Source organism: Paraburkholderia sp. A3BS-1L (genome assembly GCF_051125215.1).
Lineage (GTDB): Bacteria > Pseudomonadota > Gammaproteobacteria > Burkholderiales > Burkholderiaceae > Paraburkholderia.
This window is the reverse complement of the sequence record NZ_CP120443.1, coordinates 1407707-1429248: the sequence shown is the minus strand read 5'-3', so window position 1 is coordinate 1429248 and position 21542 is coordinate 1407707. Positions and strand designations below refer to the sequence as shown.

The 21542-nt window shown below is 66.7% G+C and carries 18 protein-coding genes; 13 read left to right on the top strand and 5 right to left on the bottom strand.

The genetic code is table 11. The annotated features are described in order from the left end of the window. Window positions 1-18: 18 nt before the first annotated feature. From P5W99_RS21630 to P5W99_RS21615, 4 genes are all read left to right on the top strand, one after another. The gene (locus P5W99_RS21630; protein WP_434662882.1) at window positions 19-555 is read left to right on the top strand and encodes a DUF1097 domain-containing protein; all 537 of its coding nucleotides are present in this window, start codon (window positions 19-21) and stop codon (window positions 553-555) included. Window positions 556-798: 243 nt separating this feature from the next. Further along, entirely contained in the window at window positions 799-2349 is a 1551-nt protein-coding gene (locus tag P5W99_RS21625) for a gamma-glutamyltransferase family protein (RefSeq protein WP_434664465.1), read from the top strand. Window positions 2350-2547: 198 nt separating this feature from the next. Further along, window positions 2548-3774: an amidohydrolase family protein gene (locus P5W99_RS21620; RefSeq protein ID WP_434662880.1), complete on the top strand. Its 1227-nt coding sequence runs from the start codon at window positions 2548-2550 to the stop codon at window positions 3772-3774. 85 nt (window positions 3775-3859) lie between these two features. After that, window positions 3860-4708, top strand: a complete 849-nt coding sequence (locus P5W99_RS21615) for a bifunctional allantoicase/(S)-ureidoglycine aminohydrolase (RefSeq protein WP_421025449.1) — start codon at window positions 3860-3862, stop codon at window positions 4706-4708. Window positions 4709-4730: 22 nt separating this feature from the next. Here the strand turns inward: P5W99_RS21615 and P5W99_RS21610 are convergent, their stop codons facing one another. Beyond that, window positions 4731-6191, bottom strand: a complete 1461-nt coding sequence (locus tag P5W99_RS21610; protein ID WP_421025448.1) for an amidohydrolase family protein — start codon at window positions 6189-6191, stop codon at window positions 4731-4733. 18 nt (window positions 6192-6209) lie between these two features. Beyond that, window positions 6210-7412 (bottom strand): amidohydrolase family protein, encoded by a 1203-nt coding sequence (locus tag P5W99_RS21605; RefSeq protein WP_434662878.1) that lies wholly within the window; start codon window positions 7410-7412, stop codon window positions 6210-6212. A 187-nt stretch (window positions 7413-7599) separates the two neighbouring features. Between P5W99_RS21605 and P5W99_RS21600 the strand changes: the two genes are divergently transcribed. Next, window positions 7600-8481, top strand: coding sequence for a LysR substrate-binding domain-containing protein (locus P5W99_RS21600; protein WP_421025446.1), 882 nt, complete (start codon window positions 7600-7602; stop codon window positions 8479-8481). Between the two features lie 83 nt (window positions 8482-8564). Continuing rightward, entirely contained in the window at window positions 8565-9362 is a 798-nt protein-coding gene (gene otnI, locus P5W99_RS21595; protein WP_421025445.1) for a 2-oxo-tetronate isomerase, read from the top strand. A gap of 7 nt (window positions 9363-9369) precedes the next feature. On the opposite strand, the gene P5W99_RS21590 is transcribed toward otnI, so the two are convergent. Together P5W99_RS21590 and P5W99_RS21585 are read right to left on the bottom strand one after the other, a co-directional pair. Beyond that, on the bottom strand, window positions 9370-9798 hold the full coding sequence (locus P5W99_RS21590; protein WP_421025444.1) for a DUF3293 domain-containing protein: 429 nt from the start codon (window positions 9796-9798) through the stop codon (window positions 9370-9372). 127 nt (window positions 9799-9925) lie between these two features. Then, entirely contained in the window at window positions 9926-10690 is a 765-nt protein-coding gene (locus P5W99_RS21585; protein WP_421025443.1) for an IclR family transcriptional regulator, read from the bottom strand. A 217-nt stretch (window positions 10691-10907) separates the two neighbouring features. On the opposite strand from P5W99_RS21585, the gene sauS reads away from it, so the two are divergent. The 7 genes from sauS to P5W99_RS21550 all read left to right on the top strand — a co-directional run bounded on the left by sauS (window position 10908) and on the right by P5W99_RS21550 (window position 20136). Beyond that, the gene (gene sauS, locus P5W99_RS21580) at window positions 10908-12353 is read left to right on the top strand and encodes an acylating sulfoacetaldehyde dehydrogenase (RefSeq protein ID WP_434662875.1); all 1446 of its coding nucleotides are present in this window, start codon (window positions 10908-10910) and stop codon (window positions 12351-12353) included. After that, window positions 12350-14011, top strand: coding sequence for an AMP-binding protein (locus tag P5W99_RS21575; RefSeq protein WP_434662874.1), 1662 nt, complete (start codon window positions 12350-12352; stop codon window positions 14009-14011). Before sauS ends, P5W99_RS21575 begins: the two co-directional genes overlap by 4 nt. Window positions 14012-14072: 61 nt before the next feature. Next, complete coding sequence (locus P5W99_RS21570; protein WP_434662872.1) at window positions 14073-15455, top strand: MFS transporter; 1383 nt, start codon at window positions 14073-14075, stop codon at window positions 15453-15455. Window positions 15456-15679: 224 nt separating this feature from the next. Further along, the gene (locus P5W99_RS21565) at window positions 15680-15883 is read left to right on the top strand and encodes a DUF3311 domain-containing protein (protein WP_421025439.1); all 204 of its coding nucleotides are present in this window, start codon (window positions 15680-15682) and stop codon (window positions 15881-15883) included. 132 nt (window positions 15884-16015) lie between these two features. After that, entirely contained in the window at window positions 16016-17428 is a 1413-nt protein-coding gene (locus P5W99_RS21560) for a sodium:solute symporter family protein (protein WP_421025438.1), read from the top strand. Window positions 17429-17443: 15 nt separating this feature from the next. Next, window positions 17444-19120: an amidohydrolase gene (locus tag P5W99_RS21555; protein WP_434662870.1), complete on the top strand. Its 1677-nt coding sequence runs from the start codon at window positions 17444-17446 to the stop codon at window positions 19118-19120. After that, window positions 19117-20136, top strand: coding sequence for a CobW family GTP-binding protein (locus P5W99_RS21550; RefSeq protein ID WP_421025436.1), 1020 nt, complete (start codon window positions 19117-19119; stop codon window positions 20134-20136). The genes P5W99_RS21555 and P5W99_RS21550 overlap by 4 nt, the downstream gene beginning before the upstream one ends. A 58-nt stretch (window positions 20137-20194) precedes the next feature. Here P5W99_RS21550 and P5W99_RS21545 read toward each other — a convergent pair whose 3' ends face one another. Beyond that, window positions 20195-21514: an MFS transporter gene (locus tag P5W99_RS21545; protein ID WP_421025435.1), complete on the bottom strand. Its 1320-nt coding sequence runs from the start codon at window positions 21512-21514 to the stop codon at window positions 20195-20197. Window positions 21515-21542: the final 28 nt, after the last annotated feature.

Here is a 21542-nt window from a genome sequence, read left to right as displayed (position 1 = left end):
AAACTCAAGGAGACGAGCATGAAGAAGCTACCCGCGGAAGTCGTCGCATCAGCCCTTGCAGTCACGACGATACCGATCGCCATGTTGCCGCTGCACTTGCCGCCGTGGGCCATTTTCATCAGCTGGGCCGCGACCTTCGCGATGGGCGGGCCGAGCGCCAGGAACCTCAAGCGCATCTGGCCCACCTTGCCGGTCGGATCGTTCTTCGCATTCCTGATCGTTCTCTGCTTCGAGCAGGCGGCGCGGCAATTCAGCGGCAACACGCTGCTGCTCGCGCAAATGGCGATCCTCTTCACGCTGAACGGCCTGATGATGTCGCTGGCCCGCCAGTTCGTCATGTTCAATTTCATCCCGGGCATGTTCTTCGGATTCGCGACGTACTTCGGCACGCTGTTCGGCGGCTTTGGTCCGGTTGCGCACAACCCGTTCATGGACTTGTTTGCGGCGATTGCGATGAACGCGCTCGGACCGGCCTATGCGTGGGTGAAGGAGCGCTATTCGGCGCCCGAAGTCACCACGCACCGCTGGTGGAAGGGCTGGAAGCCGGAAGTCTGACGGCTGCTCGAAAAATCACACGAAGGGCCGCGGCAGCCCACTGACTGTCCGCGGCACAAGCGATAAATGCATAGGGGAAGCACCATGACGCTCGTAGCGCAAGCCCAGACCGACACCGGGACGGACATCGAAGAAGAGATGGCGCAGCAGGCGCTGCTCGACGACGCGGCCCTCGAAGCGCCCGTCACGCGCACGCCCGGCACATCAATCGAAACGCCCCGGCTTGCGCGCTCGTCGCGCGGCATGGTGACGAGCCCGCACGAACTGGCAAGCGAAGCCGGACGCGAAGTGCTGCGTGCGGGCGGCAATGCGATCGAGGCGGCCATCGCGATCGGCGCGGTGCTGAGCGTGACCTACCCGCACTTCACCGGGCTCGGCGGTGACGCCTTCATGGTGATCAGCGACCGCGCCGGCCACGTGCATACGCTCTCCGGCATTGGCCAGGCCGCCGCGAAAACGTCCGGCTACACAGGCGCGATTCCGGTGCGCGGGCCCGGCGCAGCGCTGACGACTGGCGCCTCGGTTGCCGTCTGGGACAAGGCTTACTCGCTCAGCCGCGGCGCGTGGGGCGGCAAGCAGGGCTGGTCGTCGCTGTTTTCGCGCGCCATCGAGTACGCGGCCAACGGCTTTCCCGTGACGCCCTCGCAGCAATTCTGGCAAACGCTGCGCGCCGGCGAGCTGGCCAGCTGGGAGGGCTTCGCGCGGGTCTTCATGCCGCACGGACGCATCCCTCGGGCCGGCGAGCCGTTCGTCCAGCGCGAACTGGCGCGCAGCCTCGAGCGCATCGCCACGCACGGCGGCCGCGAATTCTATGAAGGCGATCTGGCCGAGCGGGTGGCCGCCGGCCTGAAGCAGGCGGGCTCGCCGCTCACGCTCGACGACCTGGCCCGCACGACGGCGCGCGAGGAAGTGCCGCTGCGCGTGGGCTATCGCGGCGGCGAGCTGCTGGGCCTGCGCCCGCCAACTCAGGGCGTGACCACGCTCGAAATCATGGGCATTCTCGATCGCTTCGATCTCGCCTCGATTCCCGAGAACAGCGCCGACTACTATCACGTCCTCGTAGAAGCGGTGAAGCTGGCGTTTCTCGACCGCGACCGCTACGTCGCCGATCCCGATTTCGTCGACGTGCCGGTCGACCAGATGCTATCGGCGCAGACGCTCGACGCGCATGCGCGCCGTATCCGCATGGACCGCGCGATGCCCTGGCCGCACACGTTCAAGCATGGCGACACGGTGTATATCGGCGCGGCCGACGAGCAGGGCAACAGCGTGAGCATGCTGCAAACCGTATATTTCGACTGGGGCAGCGGCGTGGTGGCCGGCGACACGGGCATCCTGTGGCACAACCGCGGCGCCTCGTTCAGCCTCGACCCGAAGAGCCCCAACGTGCTGCGCGGCGGCAAGCGGCCGTTCCATACACTGAACCCCGGCATGTACCTGAAGGCGGGCCGCCCGCACCTGCTGTACGGCACCCAGGGCGCGGACGGGCAGCCGCAGACCCTCGCGGCCGTGCTCACGCGCCTGATCGACTACGACATGGACCCGCTTTCGGCGCTCGGCCGGCCGCGCTTTTTGCTCGGCAAGACCTTCTCGGACAGCCGCGACAGCCTCAAGCTCGAAGAGGACGCAGGCGCGCAAGTGTTCGGTGAACTGGCCGCGCGCGGCCACGAAATGAGCCCCATTCCCGCGCAAAGCCAGCTGGCCGGGCACCCCGGGGCGATGCGCATCGGCGCGGACGGGCACATGACCGGCGCCCACGATCCGCGCAGCGACGGGCGCGCGCTCGGGCTGTAGTGAAGCACCGCGAGCAATCAGGCAAGTGGCGAGCTATCTAGAAAATGAATGGCGGCCATTTCAACATTTAATTTGTCGATAATACGGGCTTCGGATATCGTGACGGCATTCATCCTCTCATAGGGCCCCGACGCGCAGCGAGCGCAACGCAGACCGCAACGCGTTGAGTGGGTCCTGAATTGCCGAGACACCGTCATCATGTTCGATCGCGTATTCGTCAATGCCGTAGGCGCTGACGGCCAGCCACTGAATCTCGCTGTACGCGATGGACGCTTTGCCGGCATCTCCAGCCTCGGCGCCGAACGGCCCGAAACCGGGGCCGCCGAAATCGTCGACCTCCAGGGGCACCTCGTGCTGCCGGGTTTCGTCGACGGCCATATCCACCTCGATAAAAGCTTCCTCGGCGACCGCTGGCATCCGCATCGCGTCGCCGCGACGCTGCGCGAGCGCCTCGCCGACGAAAAATCCGCGCTCGCCAGCGCCGCGCCGATTGCCCAGCGCGCCGACGCGCTCATCCGCCAGGCGGCCTCGTTCGGCACCATCGCCATGCGCAGCCACGTCGACGTGGACGCCACGACCGGCCTGACCCATCTTCACGCCGTGATGGAAGCGCGCGAAAAATGGCGCGGCATCATGGACATCGAATTCGTCGCGTTTCCGCAAGCGGGCGTGGTGTCGTGCCCGGGCACGGCTGAGGTGCTCGATGCCGCCGCGCAAGAAGGCGTCGACGTGGTGGGCGGCATCGACCCGACCACGCTCGACGGCGACGCCAACGGCCAGCTCGACATCGTCTTCGGCATCGCGCAAAAGCGCGGCGTGAAGATCGATATTCATCTGCATGAAGCCGGCGAACAAGGCATCGAGCAGCTTCACCGGATCGCCGCGCGCACCCGCGCGGCCGGCCTGGAGGGCAGGGTGTCGGTCAGCCATGCCTATGCGCTGGGCGACGTGGAGGCGGACGCCGTCGCGCGCATCGCCGACGCGCTGGCCGCAGCCGGCGTGTCGATCATGACCAACGCCCCCGGCGACCGCGCCTTCCCGCCGATTCTCCCGTTGCGCGCCGCCGGCGTGCGCGTGTTCAGCGGCAACGACAACATTCAGGACGCCTGGTGGCCGTACGGCAACGGCGACATGCTGCAGCGCGCCATGCTCGTTGGCTACCGATCCGGGTTCTATACTGACGAAGAGCTGCGGGTGGCACTCGAGATGGCGACCGACGCCGGCGCGGCCGTGATCGGCAAGCGCGACTACGGCCTGAAGACCGGCAACGAAGCCTCGTTCGTGATCGTCAAGGCGCCGCACGCGGCAGCCGCGGTGGCCGCCGCACCCGCCGAACGCGTCATCGTCCGAAGCGGGCAATTTTGGGGTGATACACCCCGCATGAAATTCGAAACCACGCCGGCTGCATCCGGCCAGCGCGGCTGACTATCCCGAGCGCCTTCGCGCGCTTTTGTCCGCGCGCGGCCTCGTCTTTGAAGTTGTGACATCAAATCCTCACGGAGCACCAAGAATGTCATCCAGTCCTTACTACTCGCCGAAGGGCGGCCATCCGGCTCAAACCGAATTGCTGACCGATCGCGCCATGTTCACCGAAGCCTACGCGGTCATCCCGAAGGGCGTGATTCGTGACATCGTCACGAGCTACCTGCCGTTCTGGGACAACACGCGCCTGTGGGTGCTCGCGCGTCCGCTGACCGGCTTTGCCGAAACGTTCTCGCAGTACATCGTGGAAGTGAGCCCCGGCGGCGGCAGCGACCGTCCCGAACTCGACGATCTCGCTGAAGGCGTGATCTTCGTGGTCGACGGCGAGCTCGAGCTCAAGCTCAACGGCGTCGAGCACAAGCTCGTGCCGGGCGGCTACGCCTTCATCCCGCCGCGCACGAACTGGACGCTGCACAACCGCAGCGGCGCCGTGGCGAGCTTCCACTGGCTGCGCAAGCACTACGAAGAAGTCGAAGGCGTGCCGATGCCCGAAGCCTTCGTGACAAACGAGCGCGATATCGAGCCGATCCCGATGCCCGGCACCGAAGGCCGCTGGGTCACCACGCGCTTCGTCGACATGAGCGACATGCGCCACGACATGCACGTGAACATCGTCACGTTCGAGCCGGGCGGCGTGATTCCGTTCGCTGAAACGCACGTGATGGAGCACGGCCTCTACGTGCTCGAAGGCAAGGCCGTCTATCGACTGAACCAGGACTGGGTGGAAGTCGAAGCTGGCGACTTCATGTGGCTGCGCGCGTTCTGCCCGCAAGCCTGCTACGCGGGCGGCCCGTCGCGCTTCCGCTATCTGCTGTACAAGGATGTGAACCGCACGGTGAAGCTCACGCTCGGCCAGCAGCCGAAGCGCAAGGCGTAATAGCCGGCTTCAGGCCCGCCGCTCAATAGTGGCTGGTCCCCCATAGCGTCGCCGGCATGTCCAGCAGGCGACGCAGGCCGCTGCGCTCGAGCATGCGCTCCGCAGCGGCCTGAACCCCCTCCAGAATCTCCGCTTCGTCGACCGACAGCACGCGGTAGTCTTCCATCAAAATCCGTCCGCCCACCATCGTCATGCACACGTCCGCGGCATTCGCGAAGCACGTGACGCGATAGACGGGCATGTTCATCGGCATCATATGCGGCTTGAACAGGTCGACGAGGATGATGTCGGCCAGCTTGCCCGCTTCGAGTGAGCCGATTTCTCCGTCCATCGACAGCGCCTTCGCGGCGTCGATCGTGATCATCTCCAGCACCTTGCCGTGCGGCAGCACGTCCGGATCGCGGAAGTGCCGGCGGTGATAGTGCATGCACTGCCACATGTGGCGGAACATGTCGTAGCCGCGGTCGGGCGCGGCGGCGTCCGAGCCGATTGCCACGTTGACCCCCGCATCGATGAGCTCCGGCACCGGGCAGCGGCCGATGACCGACATGATCGCGCTCGGGTTGTGCACGATCGAGGCACCCGTTTCCACACACACGGCAATGTCCGCCTCGGTGAGGTCGATCGCGTGCGACATGAACGACTTCGCATTCATGAGCCCCAGCTCGCGATGCGCAAATTCCAGCGTGCCGGCGCGATGGCCGTCCTGCGTGAACGAGAGCCCGCGCGACTGCGCGAGCGCCATGTAGCGGGCCGCCTCGCGGCGCGCCGTGCCTTCCCATTGCGCCTGCGCCGGGTAGTGCTGCGGTGCGTACACGGGCAGCGTGAGCGCGATCCGGATGCGGCCGTTCGCGTCGCCGTGGCAAGTGTCGGCGATTGCCTCGCATACTTCGTACATCTGATCGAAATCGACATCTCGCGTCACGCTGCCATGTGTGCCATCAGACGCATACGTGGTGTAGGCGCGCGGCGAGGGCGGCCGCGAAGCGCCGACCGCGACCATCGAGCGGGTGCCGGTCTTGACCACGGCGTCGCAATGGCGCCGCGCGTAGACCGGATCGTCCACGCGCATGATCGAATCGCCGCCGCCGAGCAGCGATACCCCCGTCGTCACGCCGGCCTTCAGGCGTTCGAGCGCCGCGAGATGCGACTCCATCTCCCAGAACGTCTCGTCCGAGGCCCGCGTATAGATCGTTTCACAGGCGTCGGTCCACGCATCGCCGTCCGCGCCGCCGATGCTGCGCAGCATCGCATGGCCCGCATGCGCGTGCGCGTCGATGAAGCCGGGCAGCACGGCTTTTCGGCGCGCGTCTATCGTGCGGTCCGCAGAATATTTTTCGGCAAGCCCGGCGCTCGTGCCTACCGCGACGATGCGCTCGCCCTTGACCGCCACCGCGCCGTCCTCGATCACGCGGCGCGCGACGTCGACCGTAATCACGCAACCGTGCATGATCAGCACGTCCACGTGTTCTCGATGGTCCATGTGCATCCTCTTAGTCGTTCAGGCGGCAAGCACGCCGCCGCGCGCAACGATGCGCCCGTTCGCCACCACCAGCTTGCGCACGGGCCGCGCGACCACCGCGTGCGCGAGCGTTTCGGCGTCCACCAGCACGAGGTCGGCGCGCGCGCCCTTGTGCAGGCCGTAATCTGCGAAACCGCAGCCTTGCGCGCCCGCCGCGCTCACGCAGTCGAACGCGACCGCCAGATCGTCGTCGCGCCGCAGGTCGTAGCGCATGCCGATCAGCATCGCGCGTTCGAGCATGTCGGGCACGCCGTACGGCGTCCACGTATCGCGAATGCCGTCGTTGCCGCCAAAGATCGTGATGCCCAGCTCGCGGCAGCGCTTGAGCGGCGGCACCGGGCGCGAGGGCGGGGCGCTCGTCAGCAGCGCCACGCGCAGGCGCGCGATCCGTTCGAGCAGCGCCGTGGGCTCGGGCAATGCGCCCAGGCAGAACGCGTGGCTCACCACCACGCGCCCTTGCATGCCCAGCGCCTCCACGCGGTCGAGCAGCAGCTTGAACGTGAACGCGCCGATCTCGCCCGGTTCGTGCAGATGAATGTCGATGGGCTTGCCGTAACGCTCGGCGAGCGCGAAGGTGGTGTCGAGCGAGCGCGCGGGATCGCCGTCGATCAAGGCGGGATCGAGCGCGCCCAGCACGTCCGCGCCGGCGGCGAGCGCATCGTCGAGCAGTTTCTCGGTGCCGGGGCGGATCAGCAGGCCCGATTGCGGGAACGCGACGATCTGCATGTCGAGCACGCCGGCCAGCGTGTCGCGCGTGCCGAGCACGCCTTCGAGATAGCGCAGGCCCGCGTCGGTATCGATATCGACGTGGGTGCGCAGGCGCGTCGTGCCGGCCGCGAGGAACGCGTGCGACAGCGCGAGCGACTGCACGCCCGCATCGTGCCCCGAGTCCTTGCGGAACGCGCGTTCGTTCGCGATGCGGTCGGTGAGATTCGGGCCGACTTCGTTGACGTACCAGTCGCGGCCCCAGAGGGTCTTGTCGAGATGCGTGTGCCCCTCGACGAAGCCCGGCAGCAGCAGCGCGCCGCCGCCGTCTTCGATGCGGGCGCCGGACGGCGGCGCGAGGTTCGGCCCCATCGCCTCGATGCGGCCGCCAGCGACCGAGACGGATACCGGCTGGCCGCGCGGGTCATCGGAAAGGCGGACGTTGGAGATGAAGAGAGGATGAAGAGAAGAAGTCATGCCGATTCCACAGTAGTGGCCATGGGGCCGCGCAGGGCACGGCGTCGATCTCGCCAGTTTGCCAGCGAATACCCGGCGATTGCCAGCCTGACCGATGGGCTGACCGAGGTCCCGACTGCGGGCCCGATTGCCAGCCTTCACGCTACGTGATAGAAGGCGGTATTCCATTCGAAAACCAAATAGCCCGATGAAAAGCGACTCAGGAGGACATCGGCCGCTGTTCGATCTGGACCTGCTCAAGGCCATCGTCATGGTGGCCGATTGCGGCACGTTCACGGCAGCCTCGGCGCGGCTGCATTCGACGCAGTCGACGGTGAGCCAGAAAGTGAAGCGTCTGGAGGACATGGCGGGGCACAAGCTGCTCGAGCGCGGCGCGCGCGACGTGCGTCCGACCGATGCCGGCGAGACGCTGCTGGCCTACGCGCGGCGCATGCTGGCGCTCAACGACGAAATGCTCGAATCGTTGGCGGGGGCGACCGTGGGCTTGACGGTGCGCCTGGGCGTGCCCGAGGATTTCGTCGGCGGGCCCACGACGCACATGCTCGCGGCATTCACGCGCGAGCACCCGCTGGTGAAGCTCGAAGTCACGAGCGGCTTGAGCCGCGACGTCGAGCGCAACTACGACCGCGGCGACCTCGATCTCGCGCTCGTGAAGCACCGCCGCAACAGCCGCGAGGCCGTGGCCAGCTGGCCCGAGCAACTGCGCTGGATCGACAGCGCGAAGAACCCGTCGTTTCAGCTCGACCCGATTCCGCTGGTGGCGTTCCCGCCGCGCGGACTGTATCGCGACGACATGACTAACGCGATCGAAGGGCTCGGGCGGCGCTGGCGCATGAGCTTCATCAGTTCGAGCCTGAGCGGCATCCAGGCGGCCGTGGCCGACGGGCTCGGCATCAGCCTGCTGCCGCTGCGCTCCGTTACGGCCGATCACGTCGTGCTCACGCAAAAGAGCGGGCTGCCCGCGATCGAAACCATGGACCTCGCGCTGCTGCACCGGCCGACCGCCGACACGGTGGTGAAGGAGCTGGCGCGGGCGATGTCGCGCATGATCGGCAAGCCGCGGCGCTGAAGCCCCGCACTGAAGCCCTGCACTGAAGGCCCGCATGCCCCCATTCTTGTTCCATTGCTTGTTTTCCAGCCGGAGCTGATGCCATGCCGCGTTTCGCAGCGAATCTCACCATGATGTACAACGAGCACGCGTTCCTCGACCGCTTTGCCGCCTGCGCCCGTGACGGCTTTCGCGCGGTGGAGTATCTCTTTCCCTACGAGCACCCGGCGGCCGAAATCCGCTCGCGCCTCGACGGCAACGGCCTCGTGCAGGCGCTCTTCAACGCGCCGCCCGGCGACTGGGCCGCGGGCGAACGCGGTCTGGCCTCGCTGCCGGGCCGGGAAGACCAATTCCGCCGCTCGGTCGAGACCGCACTCGACTACGCGCGCAAGATCGGCAACGACAAGCTGCACGTGATGGCCGGCCTCGTTGGCGCGGACGGCACGAGCGTCGATCGCGCGCGCCACCGCGAAACTTATCTGCGCAATCTCGCGTGGGCCGCCGAGGCCGCGCGCGGCGAAGGGATCCAGATCCTGATCGAGCCGATCAATCAGCGCGACATGCCCGGCTATTTCCTCAGCCGCCAGGACGAAGGGCAGGCCATCTGCCGCGAAGTGGGCGCGCCGAACCTGCGCGTGCAGTTCGACTGCTATCACTGCCAGATCGTCGAAGGCGACGTCGCGATGAAACTCAGGCGCGACATCGGCGGCATCGGCCATATCCAGATTGCCGGCGTGCCGGAGCGGCACGAGCCGGATCTGGGCGAGCTCAACTATCCCTACCTGTTCGATGTGATCGACGCGCTCGGCTACGACGGCTGGATCGGCTGCGAGTACCGGCCGAAGGCGGCCACCTCCGCTGGGCTGGGCTGGCTGCGCCCATATTTGCAAGCCGCGCAGTGAATCGGCATTAGCGCAGGAGAATCAGTTGCGGCACCGCGTCGGCGCCGCACCAGACGATTGCGTTCTGCTGGTGTTTTTCGCCTAGCGCTTTTGCGGCATCGAGCGTGATGCCCAGCACCAGGAAGCTCGCCTCACCGGGCCAGTGGTTCGATGGATGCTGCCCGACGCCCTCGATATATGCGAAGCCGAATGCGTCGAGCTCGCTTGCGAGCACCGCTTGCCGGGCCGCGTTGGTTTCGGCGTCGAGACCTTCGCTCAGCGGATTCCAGGCGGTAATGAACGCGCTACAGGCGACGTGGCGGGCTTCATGGAGTGCGGCAAGCGCGGCGTTGAACTCGCCGGGACGCAGCGTTGCAGGCGCGTCGCCCAGCACCTCGTAATGCGTTTCGAGGTACGCCTCGATCGTCTCGCGCGCGATGCTCGAGTCTGGAAACACGAATCCTCCGTTTCATGCCAGTTGATGAACCGAATGTACGCAGCCTGGCCGCCGCGCTGAACAGCGAGGCGACGCCGTGGTGGTCAACGACCACAGGTATCGCGGCCTAACCCACCAAGCCCCAACCTCACTCCCGAAACGTCTTCGCCGTCTCCACCGCGGCGCGCCTCAGATCAGGCACGAACGCCAGCAAATCGTCCAGCGTCAGGCGCCCGACCGGCGCCTGAACCGCAATCGCCGCACACGCCCGGTTGCGCTCGAGCATCACGGGTACGGCAATCGCGATCAAGCCCTGGAGATGCTCCTGATTATTGATCGCCAGCTGGCGACGCCGCGTCAGCGCCAGTTCCTTGCGCAATACGTCGCGGTCGGTGATGGTTCGCTCCGAATAGGCTCGCAGCGGCAGCGCTTCGAGCATGCGCTCGCGGCGCTCCCTGGGCAGAAAGCTCAACAGCAGCTTGCCGCTTGCCGAACAGTGCAGCGGCACATGCGAGCCCGGCTGGAGATGCATGCGCAGCGGCCATTCGGTCTCCACACGATCGACGTAGATCACGTCGTTGCCCGCGAGCGTGGTGAGGTTGCAGGTCTCGCCGATCTTTTCGACCAGCTGTTCGAGCAACAGGTGCCGCGCCGCCGCCGGCCCCGCATGCATGAGCACGTTCACCGCCAGCTGTCTGACACGCGGCGAACACTCGTATAGCTTGTCGTTGGCGCCGCGCGTGACGAGCCAGGCATCGGTGAGCTGGGCCAGGATGCGGTGCACGGTCTGCTTGGGCAAACCGAGCGCCTGCACGAGATCCATCATCGACAAAGGACGGCCCGCCTCGGCGAGCGTTTCCAGAACGCGGAACGCGCGGACTGCCGCCGCATTCGACTGGTTCGACGTGGACACGCGGGTCTCCTGTATCGGTTGCGCGCTGCGGTTGGCGCGACCGCTGGCGCCATTGTGCATCGCGCAGTGCGTTTTTCGGGACTGGTGAAAGTCCCGAAAAACGCATTTTCCGTGCCTCGGCAACCGTGTGTCGCGGATTATGCGGGAATCGGGACTCGCATTCGCGCGCCGACGAATAGATTGGCAACACAACCAACGAATCAATCGGAGCTCGTCGATGAATGTGAGGGACACCGCAGTTTCGGCCACCGGCGCGGGCCAATCCGACGCCCAGGCCGCGCAACTCCATGCGCTGGTCGCGCGCTCGCGCACTGCGCAGCAAGCGTTCGAGTTCGCCGGCCAGCAAACGCTCGATACCGCCGTTGCCGCCGCCGCGTGGGCGATCATGGAACCCGGCCGCAACCGCGAGTTGGCTGAGCAGGCGGTGCGCGACACCGGGCTCGGCAACGCGCAAGACAAGTTCCGCAAGAACTACCGCAAGACGCTCGGGCTGCTGCGCGACCTGCATGGCAAAAAGACTTGCGGCGTGATTGCGCGAGACGAGGCCACGGGCATCGTCGAGATCGCGCGCGCGGTCGGGGTGGTCGCGGCAATCACGCCATCCACGAATCCGGGCGCGACGCCCGCCAACAAGATCATCAACGCGCTCAAATGCGGCAATGCGGTGATCGTCGCGCCTTCGCCGAAGGGGCATGGCGTGTGCGAGCGGCTCATCGGCTTCATTCACGCCGAGTTCGCGAAAGCGGGGCTGGACCCGGCGCTCGTGCAAATGCTGCCCGCGCCGGTGGACAAGGCCGCCACCGCCGCGCTGATGCGCGAGGCCGACCTCGTGGTCGCGACCGGCTCACAGGCGAACGTGCGCATGGCCTACACCAGCGGCACGCCGGCCTTTGGCGTGGGTGCCGGCAATGTGGCGTCGATCGTCACGCGCACGGCGAACCTTCGCGATGCGGCGCACAAGATCGCCGCCTCGAAGACCTTCGACAACGCGACGAGTTGCTCGTCGGAGAACAGCGTCGTCATCGACGATGCCGTTTATGACGCGATGCTGCGCGAACTCGCCGCCTGCGGTGGCGTGCTGCTCGACGCGCAGCAAAAGGCGCGGCTGCAGGCGGCGATGTGGACCGACGGCAAGCTGTCGGCGCGCTGCACTGCGAAATCGGCTGCGCAGATCGCGCATACCGCCGGTCTCGACGAGGTCGCAACGGACGCATGCGCATTCCTCATGGTGGAAGAGAGCGGCATCGGGGCGAGCCATCCGTTCTCGGGCGAGAAGCTCGCGCCCGTGCTCACGGTCTACCGCGCGCGCGATTTCAGCGACGCGGCGGACCTCGTGCGCAAGCTCTACGCGTACATGGGCGCCGGCCACTCGGTGGGCCTGCACACGGGCGAGCCGCACGAAGCCGAGACGCTCGGCGCGACGCTGCCGGTGGCGCGCGTGATCGTCAACCAGGCGCATTGCTTCGCGACCGGCGGCAACTTCGACAACGGCCTGCCGTTCTCGCTCTCGATGGGCTGCGGCACCTGGGGCCGCAACAATTTTTCGGACAATCTCGGCTTTCGCCAGTACCTGAACATCACGCGCGTGGCGTTCCCGATCGAGGAGCAGGTTCCCGAGCTCGACGCCTTGCTTGGTGACTATTTCCGGAGATTCGGCCAATGAGCGCGCCCATGACGATTCGCGCGTTGATCGAGGCACGCGCCGCGCAGTATCCTGACAAGCCGTTTCTGCTGGCTGCGCCCGATGAAAGTGCTGGTGAAAGTGTCAGCCGCAACGCAGACGGCGCGACGCTAACCTTCGGCGCGCTGCTCGAACGTTGCCAGGCACTCGACCAGCGCTTTCGCGACGCCGGCCTCAAGCCGGGCGACGTCGTTTCGGTGCTGATGGGCAACGGCATCCAGACCGCCACGCTGCTGCTCGGCGCGATGTACAGCGGACTGATTGCGCATCCGCTCAATCTCCTGTGCCAGACGACCCAGCTCGCCTACGTCGTCGAGCATTCGGATACGCGGATGATCTTCACGAGCACGCAGACCGGCGGCGCGCTCGCGGCGGCGCTGGCCGCGTTGCGCAAGCAGGGCGTGACGCGCGAGATTGCGCTCGTGCAGACGGAGCCGGATGCGGTGGCGCTGCCGGTGCTACCCGCACTGCTCGTGCCGGAACTGGCCGCCGCCGATGCTGCGAACGCCGCGTCCGGAGGGCCGGATCTCTCTCGCCCCGAAGCCGCCGAAGCCGCCGGTGCCGCCGGTGCCGACATCGCCTTGCTGATGTACACCTCGGGCACGACCGGCGCGCCCAAGGGCGTGCTGCTCAGTCACGAAAACCTCCATGCGAACGCGCGCAACATCAGCATCGAGCATCGCCTCGGCGCCGACGATCGCGTGCTCGCCTCGCTGCCGCTCTATCACATCAACGGCCTCGTCGTGACCTTGCTCGCGCCGCTCTGGCACGCCGGATCGGTCGTGCTGCCGCCGCGCTTTTCGGCGCGCACGTTCTGGCGCGACGCCGCCCGTTACGGCTGCACCTGGATCAACGTGGTGCCGACGATCATCGCCTATCTTCTCGACGGCGACGAGCCGGACGGGCTCGACCTCGAGGCACGCGAGGCGCTCAGGGCGCTCAAGTTCTGCCGCAGCGCATCCGCCGCGCTGCCCGCCGACCACCACCGCGCGTTCGAGGCGCGCTTTGGCATCGGCGTGATCGAGACCATGGGCATGACCGAGACCGCCGCGCCGGTCTTCAGCAATCCGTATGATGTTTCTCGGCGCAGGATCGGCAGCATCGGCCTGCCTTCGGGCAGCGAGGCGCGCGTCATCGACCGCGACGGACGCGTCTGCGGCCCGCACGAGTGCGGCGAAATCGTGTTGCGCGGCGAGCAGGTCATGCGCGGCTACTACAAGCGCCACGAGGACACGGCGAAGGCATTCACCGCCGACGGCTGGCTGCGGACCGGCGACCTCGGCTATCGCGACGACGAAGGCTACTTCTACATCAACGGCCGCTCGAAAGAGCTCATCATCAAGGGCGGCGAGAACATCGCGCCGCGCGAGATCGACGAGGCGCTGCTGCGCCATCCGGGCGTGCTCGATGCGGCGGCGGTCGGCGTGCCCGATTCCGCCTACGGACAGGAGATCGTCGCCTTCGTGGTGCCGCGCGACGCCCACTGGCAAGGCGCGCCCGACCCGGCCGATCTGCGCGCGCACTGCCTGCGCGAGCTGGGCCGCTACAAGACGCCCAAAGAGTTCCGCTTCGTGAGCGAGCTGCCGCGCGGCCCCTCGGGCAAGGTCCAGCGCCTGAAGCTCGTGACGCCCTCGGGCTGACGCGGCACGCCCATATGCAGCAGGTCGAGTGACACATAAGAGGGACTCAGGAGACGACGACATGAAACAGCACGCGCAGCGCGTAAAAACGCGCCACATTATTCTCGGCGTCATGTGTTTGATGTACTTCATTTCGTACATCGACCGCGTGAACATCGCAGTCGCTGGACCGCTCATCCGCCATGAAATGGGCCTGAGCGCGGTGCAGCTAGGGCTCGTGTTTTCCGCATTCGCCTATCCCTATGCGCTCATGCAGATCATCGGCGGCTGGCTCTCGGACAAGTTCGGGCCGAAGCTCGTGCTCACCGTGCTCTCGCTGATCTGGGGCGCGGCAACGCTGGCCACGGGGTTCGCGGGCAGCGTGGCGATGCTGGTCGGGCTGCGCTTCGCGCTCGGCGTGGGCGAGGGCGGGGCGTTTCCCACCGCCACGCGCGCGTTCACGTACTGGATGCCGGTGGGCGAGCGCGGCTTCGCGCAGGGCATCACGCACAGCTTCGCACGCCTGGGCGGCGCGGTCACGCCGCCGCTCGTGCTTGCGGTGGTGGCGACGGGCGGCTGGCGCGACGCGTTCATCCTGCTCGGCATCGTGAGCCTCATGTGGACGGTGCTCTACCTGCGCGTGTTCACCAACTCGCCGGAGCAGAACCGGCGCATTACGCCCGAGGAAACCGCGGAGATCGGCTATCGCAAGGGCGACTGCGACCGCGCCAAGCGTGCGGCCACGCCGTGGCGCAAGCTCGTGCGGCGCATGTGGCTCGTCACCTTCGTGGACTTCTGCTATGGCTGGCTGCTGTGGGTCTACCTGACCTGGCTGCCGTCGTATCTGAAAGAGTCGCGCGGCTTCGACCTCAAGCACCTCGCGCTTTTCACGGCGCTGCCGCTGCTGGCCGGCGTGGTGGGCGACACGCTGGGCGGCGTGGTCTCCGACCGGCTCTTCAAGTGGACCGGCCGGCTGCGCTTTGCGCGCTGCGCGGTGCTGGTGACAGGCATGGGCGGCTCGCTCGCGTTCCTCTTGCCGATGGTGTCCGCCGCCAACCCGGTGGTCGCGGTGCTGTTCCTCTCCGCTTCGTTCTTCTTCCTGGAGATCACGAATCCGGTGCTCTGGACGCTGCCGCTCGACATTGCCGGCAAGTACGCGGGCACGGCAGGCGGCATGATGAACACGGGCTTCGGCATCGCGGGGATGGTCTCGCCGGTCGTGTTCGGCTACCTCATCGAGCATACCGGCAGCTATAACGTGCCGTTCATGATCTCGGCGGGCTTGCTTGCGCTGGGCATCGTCGCCGCGCTCTTCATCGATACCTCGCGCACGGTCGAAGCCGACGAGGAGCGCGAGCGGAGCATGGGCGCGCAGGAGGCGGGCGCCTTCGCCTTCCTCGACGGCATGCCGGCGGTGCGGATCGAACGGCACACGCTGCGGCGGCCGCTGCGCTGGTGGCGTTGACCGGGTTGCATTGATGCAGTGGCGTTGGCGCAGCGGCAATGGCGGTTGGCGCGTTGACGTTGGCGCAGTGACGTTGGCGCAGTGACGTTGGCATTGGACTCATCGATAGTCCGCATCTGGCACTATCCGTACCTGTTTTTGACAGCTGATACTCGAAGCAACCAGTTGGCTCGATGCGCCTGGCCCGGGAAAAGGGCCAGGCGCCACAGCCCAAGGAGACAAGGATGCTCAGGTATCTGATCGGAATCGGCCTTCCTTTTCTGGGTGTCATCGGCGCGCTGCCGTGGGTGGCGGCGCAGCCGGACCGCTACGTCTTTGGCGTGCCCTTCATCTACGCGTGGATCTTCAGCTGGTTTCTCCTGACCTCCGGGTGCCTGTTCCTCTGCTGGCATTTCTTTGACCGGCACCGCTACGCGAGCGAGAGCTAGCGGGCGTCAGCCGCGCAGTTGGCGCCACCGTTAGCGCCACCGTTGGCGCCACAGCCAGTCGCGCAAACCGCTGCCGCCCGCTGCCGCCGATCCCGCCGCCCGTCCCACCGTCTCCACTCTGGAGAGCCGCGCATGTCCACACTCGTTTTCTCGCTCTTGATCGCCTTTTCGCTGTATCTCGCCATTCGCTCCCGGCGCGGCCACGGCAAGCAGAGCGTGCACGACTTCTTCGTCGCGTCGCGCCAGTTCGGCACCGCGCTCGTGTTCTTCCTGACGGCCGGCGAGATCTACAGCATCGGCACGATGGTCGGCTTTCCGGGCGGCATCTATGCGAAGGGGCCGACTTATGGCATCTGGTTCCTCGGCTACATTCTGCTTGCTTACCCCATCGGCTATTTCATCGGTCCGCGCATCTGGGAGGCCGGCAAGCAGCACAACGCCATCACGCAGGCGGATCTTTTCAAGGGCCACTATCGCAGCCGCATGCTCGAGCTGATCGTCGCAGGCTCGTCCATCCTGTTCCTGATCCCCTGGGGCGAACTGCAGTTCACGGGCCTCGCCGCCGCGCTCAAGGGACTCGGCTGGCAAGTTCAGCCGGTCTGGCTGATCGTCGTTTGCGCGGCGCTCGCCTTCACCTATATCGCCATTTCCGGCGTGCGCGCCTCCGCGTGGATCGCGGTGCTCAAGGACATCTTGATGCTGCTTGCGATCGTCGTGACGGGCGTGGCCGCTGCGTGGATGGCCGGCGGCACGCACGAGGTCTTTCATGCCGCGAGCCACCAGGTGAGCAACGCCATGACGCCGCCGCAACTGCGCTTCTCCATGAGCACGATGCTGTTCCAGTCGCTCGGCTTCTACATGATGCCGTTCGCGGCGCAGAACTTCTTCACGGCGCGCGGACCGAACACCATCCGCCGCACCCAGATCGCGATGCCGCTCTACATGCTGATGTATCCGTTCCTCGTGGTGGCCTCGTACTATGCGATCAGTGCTAACCTCAAGCTCGCCTCGCCCAATGACGCGTTCTTCGCCGCCGTCGTCCATCTGCTGCCCGACTGGCTGATCGGCCTCGTCGCGGCGGGCGCCGCGCTCTCGGGGCTGCTCGTGCTGGCCGGCATCTGTCTCGCGATCGGCCCGATCGTCACGCGCAATCTCATTCCGAACCTGCCCGAGGCGCGCCAGAAGCGCGCGGCGAAATTCGTGATCGTGGCCTACCTGCTGGTGTCCATCGCCACCACGCTGCTCACGCCCAACCTCATGCTCCTGCTCATCAACCTGACGTATTACGGCGTGACGCAGTTCCTCCCCGGCATGCTGCTCCTGCTCGCCCGGCGCCGCGTGCGCCCCGGCGCGGTGGCGGCCGGCATCGTCTGCGGCCAGGTGCTCGCAATCGTGTGTTATGTGCTGCACATCGGCTTCGGCGGCATCAATCTCGGCCTCGTGTGCCTCGGCGTGAACGTGCTCGTGGTGTTCGTCATGCATGTCCTGATGCGCCCGTCCGGTGACCGCTATGCCATGCCCGATTCGCTTCACCATCATTCGTAGGAGATGAACCTCTCGATGAATCCGCACGCATCGTCTTCCACGCCGTCTGCGCCGGTCACGGTTTTCGCGGCGCGCCGCATTCTCACGCTCAATCCCGGCCAGCCGCACGCAACGCATGTGGCCGTGCGCGAGGGCCGCATTCTCGCGGTCGGCACGAGCGAGGACGCCGCGCGCTGGGAGGCGCAGTACAGCGCCTCCCAGCGCGACGACACGCTGCGTGACAAGGTGCTGATGCCCGGTCTCGTGGAAGGGCATTGCCACTTGATGGAAGGCGCGGTATGGGATGCGGTCTACGTGGGCTACTACGATCGCCGCGGCCCGGACGGCACGCTGTGGCGCGGCCTGCGCACGCTCGACGCCGTGCTGGAGCGCCTCGCGCAAGCCGAGCGCGCGATGACCGAAGATGGCCCGTTGCTCGCGTGGGGCTTCGATCCGATTTACTTCGGCGCGGCGCGCCTCACGACGCGCGAGCTCGACACGGTCTCGGCCACTCGCCCTATTGCGATCCTCCATGCGAGCGTGCATTTGATGAACGTGAACAGCGCGATGCTCGCGCTCGCGGGCATCGACGAGGACACCGACGTGGACGGCATCGCGCGCGACGCGCACGGCCAGCCGACGGGCGAGCTGCAGGAGTTCGCCGCGATGTTCCCGGTCTACCAGGTGATTGGCGGCAAGCTTGCGATCGCGGCCAGCGAAAAGCCGCACGCGGTCTGGAATTTCGGCCGCGTCGCGCAGCTCGCGGGCGTCACCACGGCCACCGATCTCGTGAACGACCTCTCGCCGCTGGGCAATGAGACGCTGCAAAGCGTGACCGCCGACCCGGATTACCCGGTGCGCATCGTGCCCGCGTTCGCGCCGCAGCGTAATCCCGCCCAAGGCGCAGCCGGCGTGCTGGAAGCGATCAAGGGCAATACCGACAAGCTGCGCTTCGGGCCGGTGAAGTTCATCGTCGACGGTTCGATCCAGGGCTTCACGGCGCGCGTGCGCTGGCCCGGCTACGCGGGCGGGCAGCCCAACGGCCTGTGGCTGATTCCGCCGGAGCAGCTGGTCGAGGTGTTCGAGCCGTACCATTGCGCGGGGCTGCAACTGCATATTCACACCAATGGCGACGAAGCCACCGAGGTCGTGATCGACGCGCTCGCGACGCTGCTCGCGCGGCACCCGCGGCCCGATCACCGGCACACGCTGCAGCACTGCCAGATGGCGGATGCCGCGCAATTGCGGCGCATCCGCGCGCTGGGCCTGTGCGTGAACTTCTTCGCCAACCATCTCTACTACTGGGGCGATGCGCACTACAGCCAGACCATGGGCCCGGACCGCGCCAACCGCATGGACTCGGCCGGCTCGGCGCAGCGCATGGGCATTCCCTACGCATTGCATTCGGATGCGCCCATCACGGCGTTGAGCCCGCTCTTCACGGCATGGTGCGCGGTGCGGCGCGAGACGGCGTCGGGGCGCGTGCTCGGCGAGGCCGAGCGGATCACCGTCGACGAGGCGCTGCACGCGATCACGCTAGGCGCGGCTTATACGCTGCGGCTCGATCATCTGATCGGCAGCATCGAGGTGGGCAAGGTCGCCGATTTCGCGGTGCTCGACGAAGACCCCAGCACCTGCGCGCCCGAGCGCCTGAAAGATGTGCCGGTGTGGGGCACGGTGCTTGGCGGGCGCATCATGCGCGCCCCACGATGATGAACGCCCGCGACACACCATCGAATGCGCGCGCGCCGATCGACCTCGCGGTGATCGGCGGCTATCTCGGCGCGGGCAAGACCACGGTGGTCAATCACTTGCTGGAGGCGCCGCATGGCAAGCGCATCGCGGTGCTCGTGAACGACTTCGGCTCGGTGAACATCGACGGCCGGCTCATTCGCGCGCGCAGCGACGACGTGATCGAACTCGACAACGGCTGCATTTGCTGCACCATCGGCGGCGCGCTCGCCGACGCGCTCGCGCGTCTGGCCGCACGCGAAGCGCGTCCGGACCTGCTGCTGATCGAGGCGAGCGGCGTGTCGGACCCGGCCAAGATCGCCCAGGTGGGCTTGCTCAACGGCGCGTTTCGCCTTACGGCCGTGCTCGTCGTGGTGGACGCGCCCGAGCTCGTGCGCACGCTGGTCGATCCGTTGGTGGGCGCGATGGCGCAGCAGCAGATCGATAGCGCGAGCGCGGTGATCGTCACCAAGCTCGATCTCGTTGCGCCCGAGTCGCGCGAGCGCGCGGTCTCGGACGTGCGCGCGCTCGCGGCCACCGACATCGTCGTGGCCGCCGATCACGGGCGCGTGCCGCCCGCGCTGCTATTCGACGCGAGCGTGCCGCAAACGCTGGCGCTCGCCGACGCGAGGCGCTGGCAGCACCAGCCGATCGGGTCGGGCGCCGGCGCGTTCCCGAGCTTTGCAAGCGTGACGCTGGCCGCGCCCGATGTGCTGGACAAGGCGCGTCTGCGTGCGTGGCTCAAGGCGCTGCCGCGCACGATCCTGCGCGCGAAGGGCTTCGTGCGCGTGGCCGATACCGAGGGCGGCGTCAGCACGCGCGTGTGCCAGGTCGCGGCCCGCCGGCTGCGCATGACGCCGCCCACCCAGGGCGAGCAGACGGCGGGAGGCGAGGAGGGCGTGCTCGTCTTCATCGGCTTCATCGATTCGGAAACCGAATCAATCCTGCGTGACGGACTGCTCGCATGCCGCCAGACGCCGCGGCATGCCGCTCATTGATGCCAGTCACTGAAGCCAATCACTGAAGCCAATCACTGATGGCGCTCGCCGAAACCGTTCACCGCGCCCCGCTCATCGCCATGGGCCGCGAATGGCGATGGCGGCCCATCCACATGGCCGAGAGCGCGCTCACGAGACCCGCGAACATCGTATAGACGCAGATGAGCCACGGATCGCCGCCATTGCGCTGCAAAAGCCACGTCGCGATGATCGGGCTGATGCCGCTCGCGAAGATGCCCGAGAACTGATAGACGAACGAGATGCCGGAATAGCGCACGTTCGCGTCGAACAACTCCGCGAACAGCGCCGCTTCCGGCCCATACACGGAAGCGTAGATCACGCCGAGCGGAATGATCACGGCGATCCACACGAGCACGGGCGAGCCGCCGGCATGCTTCATGAGCCAGAAGCCGAAGAACGACGAAAAGCCCGTGAACAACGAACCCCAGAAGTAAATGCGCGTTCTGCCGATGCGGTCCGAGAGGCGGCCGAAGAACGGGATCGTGAAGATCATCGTGAAGGCAGCGGCCATCACGGCGAGCAGGGCGTCGGTGCGCGAGAGCTTGATGGTCTGCGTGAGGTAGGCAATCGTGAACACGGCGAATACGTTGAAGAATACGCCGTCGATAAAGCGCGCGCCCATGCCCGCGAGCACATTGCCGGGATAGCGGCCGAGCACCTCGAAGATCGGCACGCGGATCTCCGCGCCTTGTTGCTTCACGCGTTCGAATTCGGGCGTTTCCAGCACGCGCAGGCGGATATACATGCCGATGGCCACCAGCGCGAACGAAAGGAAGAATGCGAGCCGCCAGCCCCACGCGAGAAACTGCGCATTGCTGAGCGTCGAAGAAAGCAGCGCGACCACGCCCGAGGCGAGGCACAGCCCGATCGCGAGGCCGATTTGCGGAATGCTCGCGTAGAAGCCGCGCTTGTCTTCGGGCGCGTATTCGAACGACATCAGCACCGCGCCGCCCCATTCGCCGCCCAGACCGAGACCTTGCGCGACGCGCAGGATCAGCAGCAGCGCGGGCGCCCAGAGACCGATCTGCGCGAAGGTCGGCACGGTGCCGATCAAGACCGTCGCCACGCCCATGATCGAAAGCGTCAGGATCAGCATGCTCTTGCGCCCGAGCCGGTCGCCGAAGTGGCCGAACACGATGCCGCCGAGCGGGCGGCTCAGAAAACCCACCGCGAAGGTGCCGTAGGCGAGCATGGTCGAAATGAGCGGATCGCCGCTCGGGAAATACAGCTTGTTGAACACGATGCCGGCGACGACGCCGTAGAGGAAAAAGTCGTACCACTCGATCGTCGCGCCAATCAGGCTCGCGACCACCACGCGCCTCATCTGCGTGGCGTCGGTGCGGGGCAATGCGTTCATAGGGCTATCTCCTTTGTGGGCGCACCTG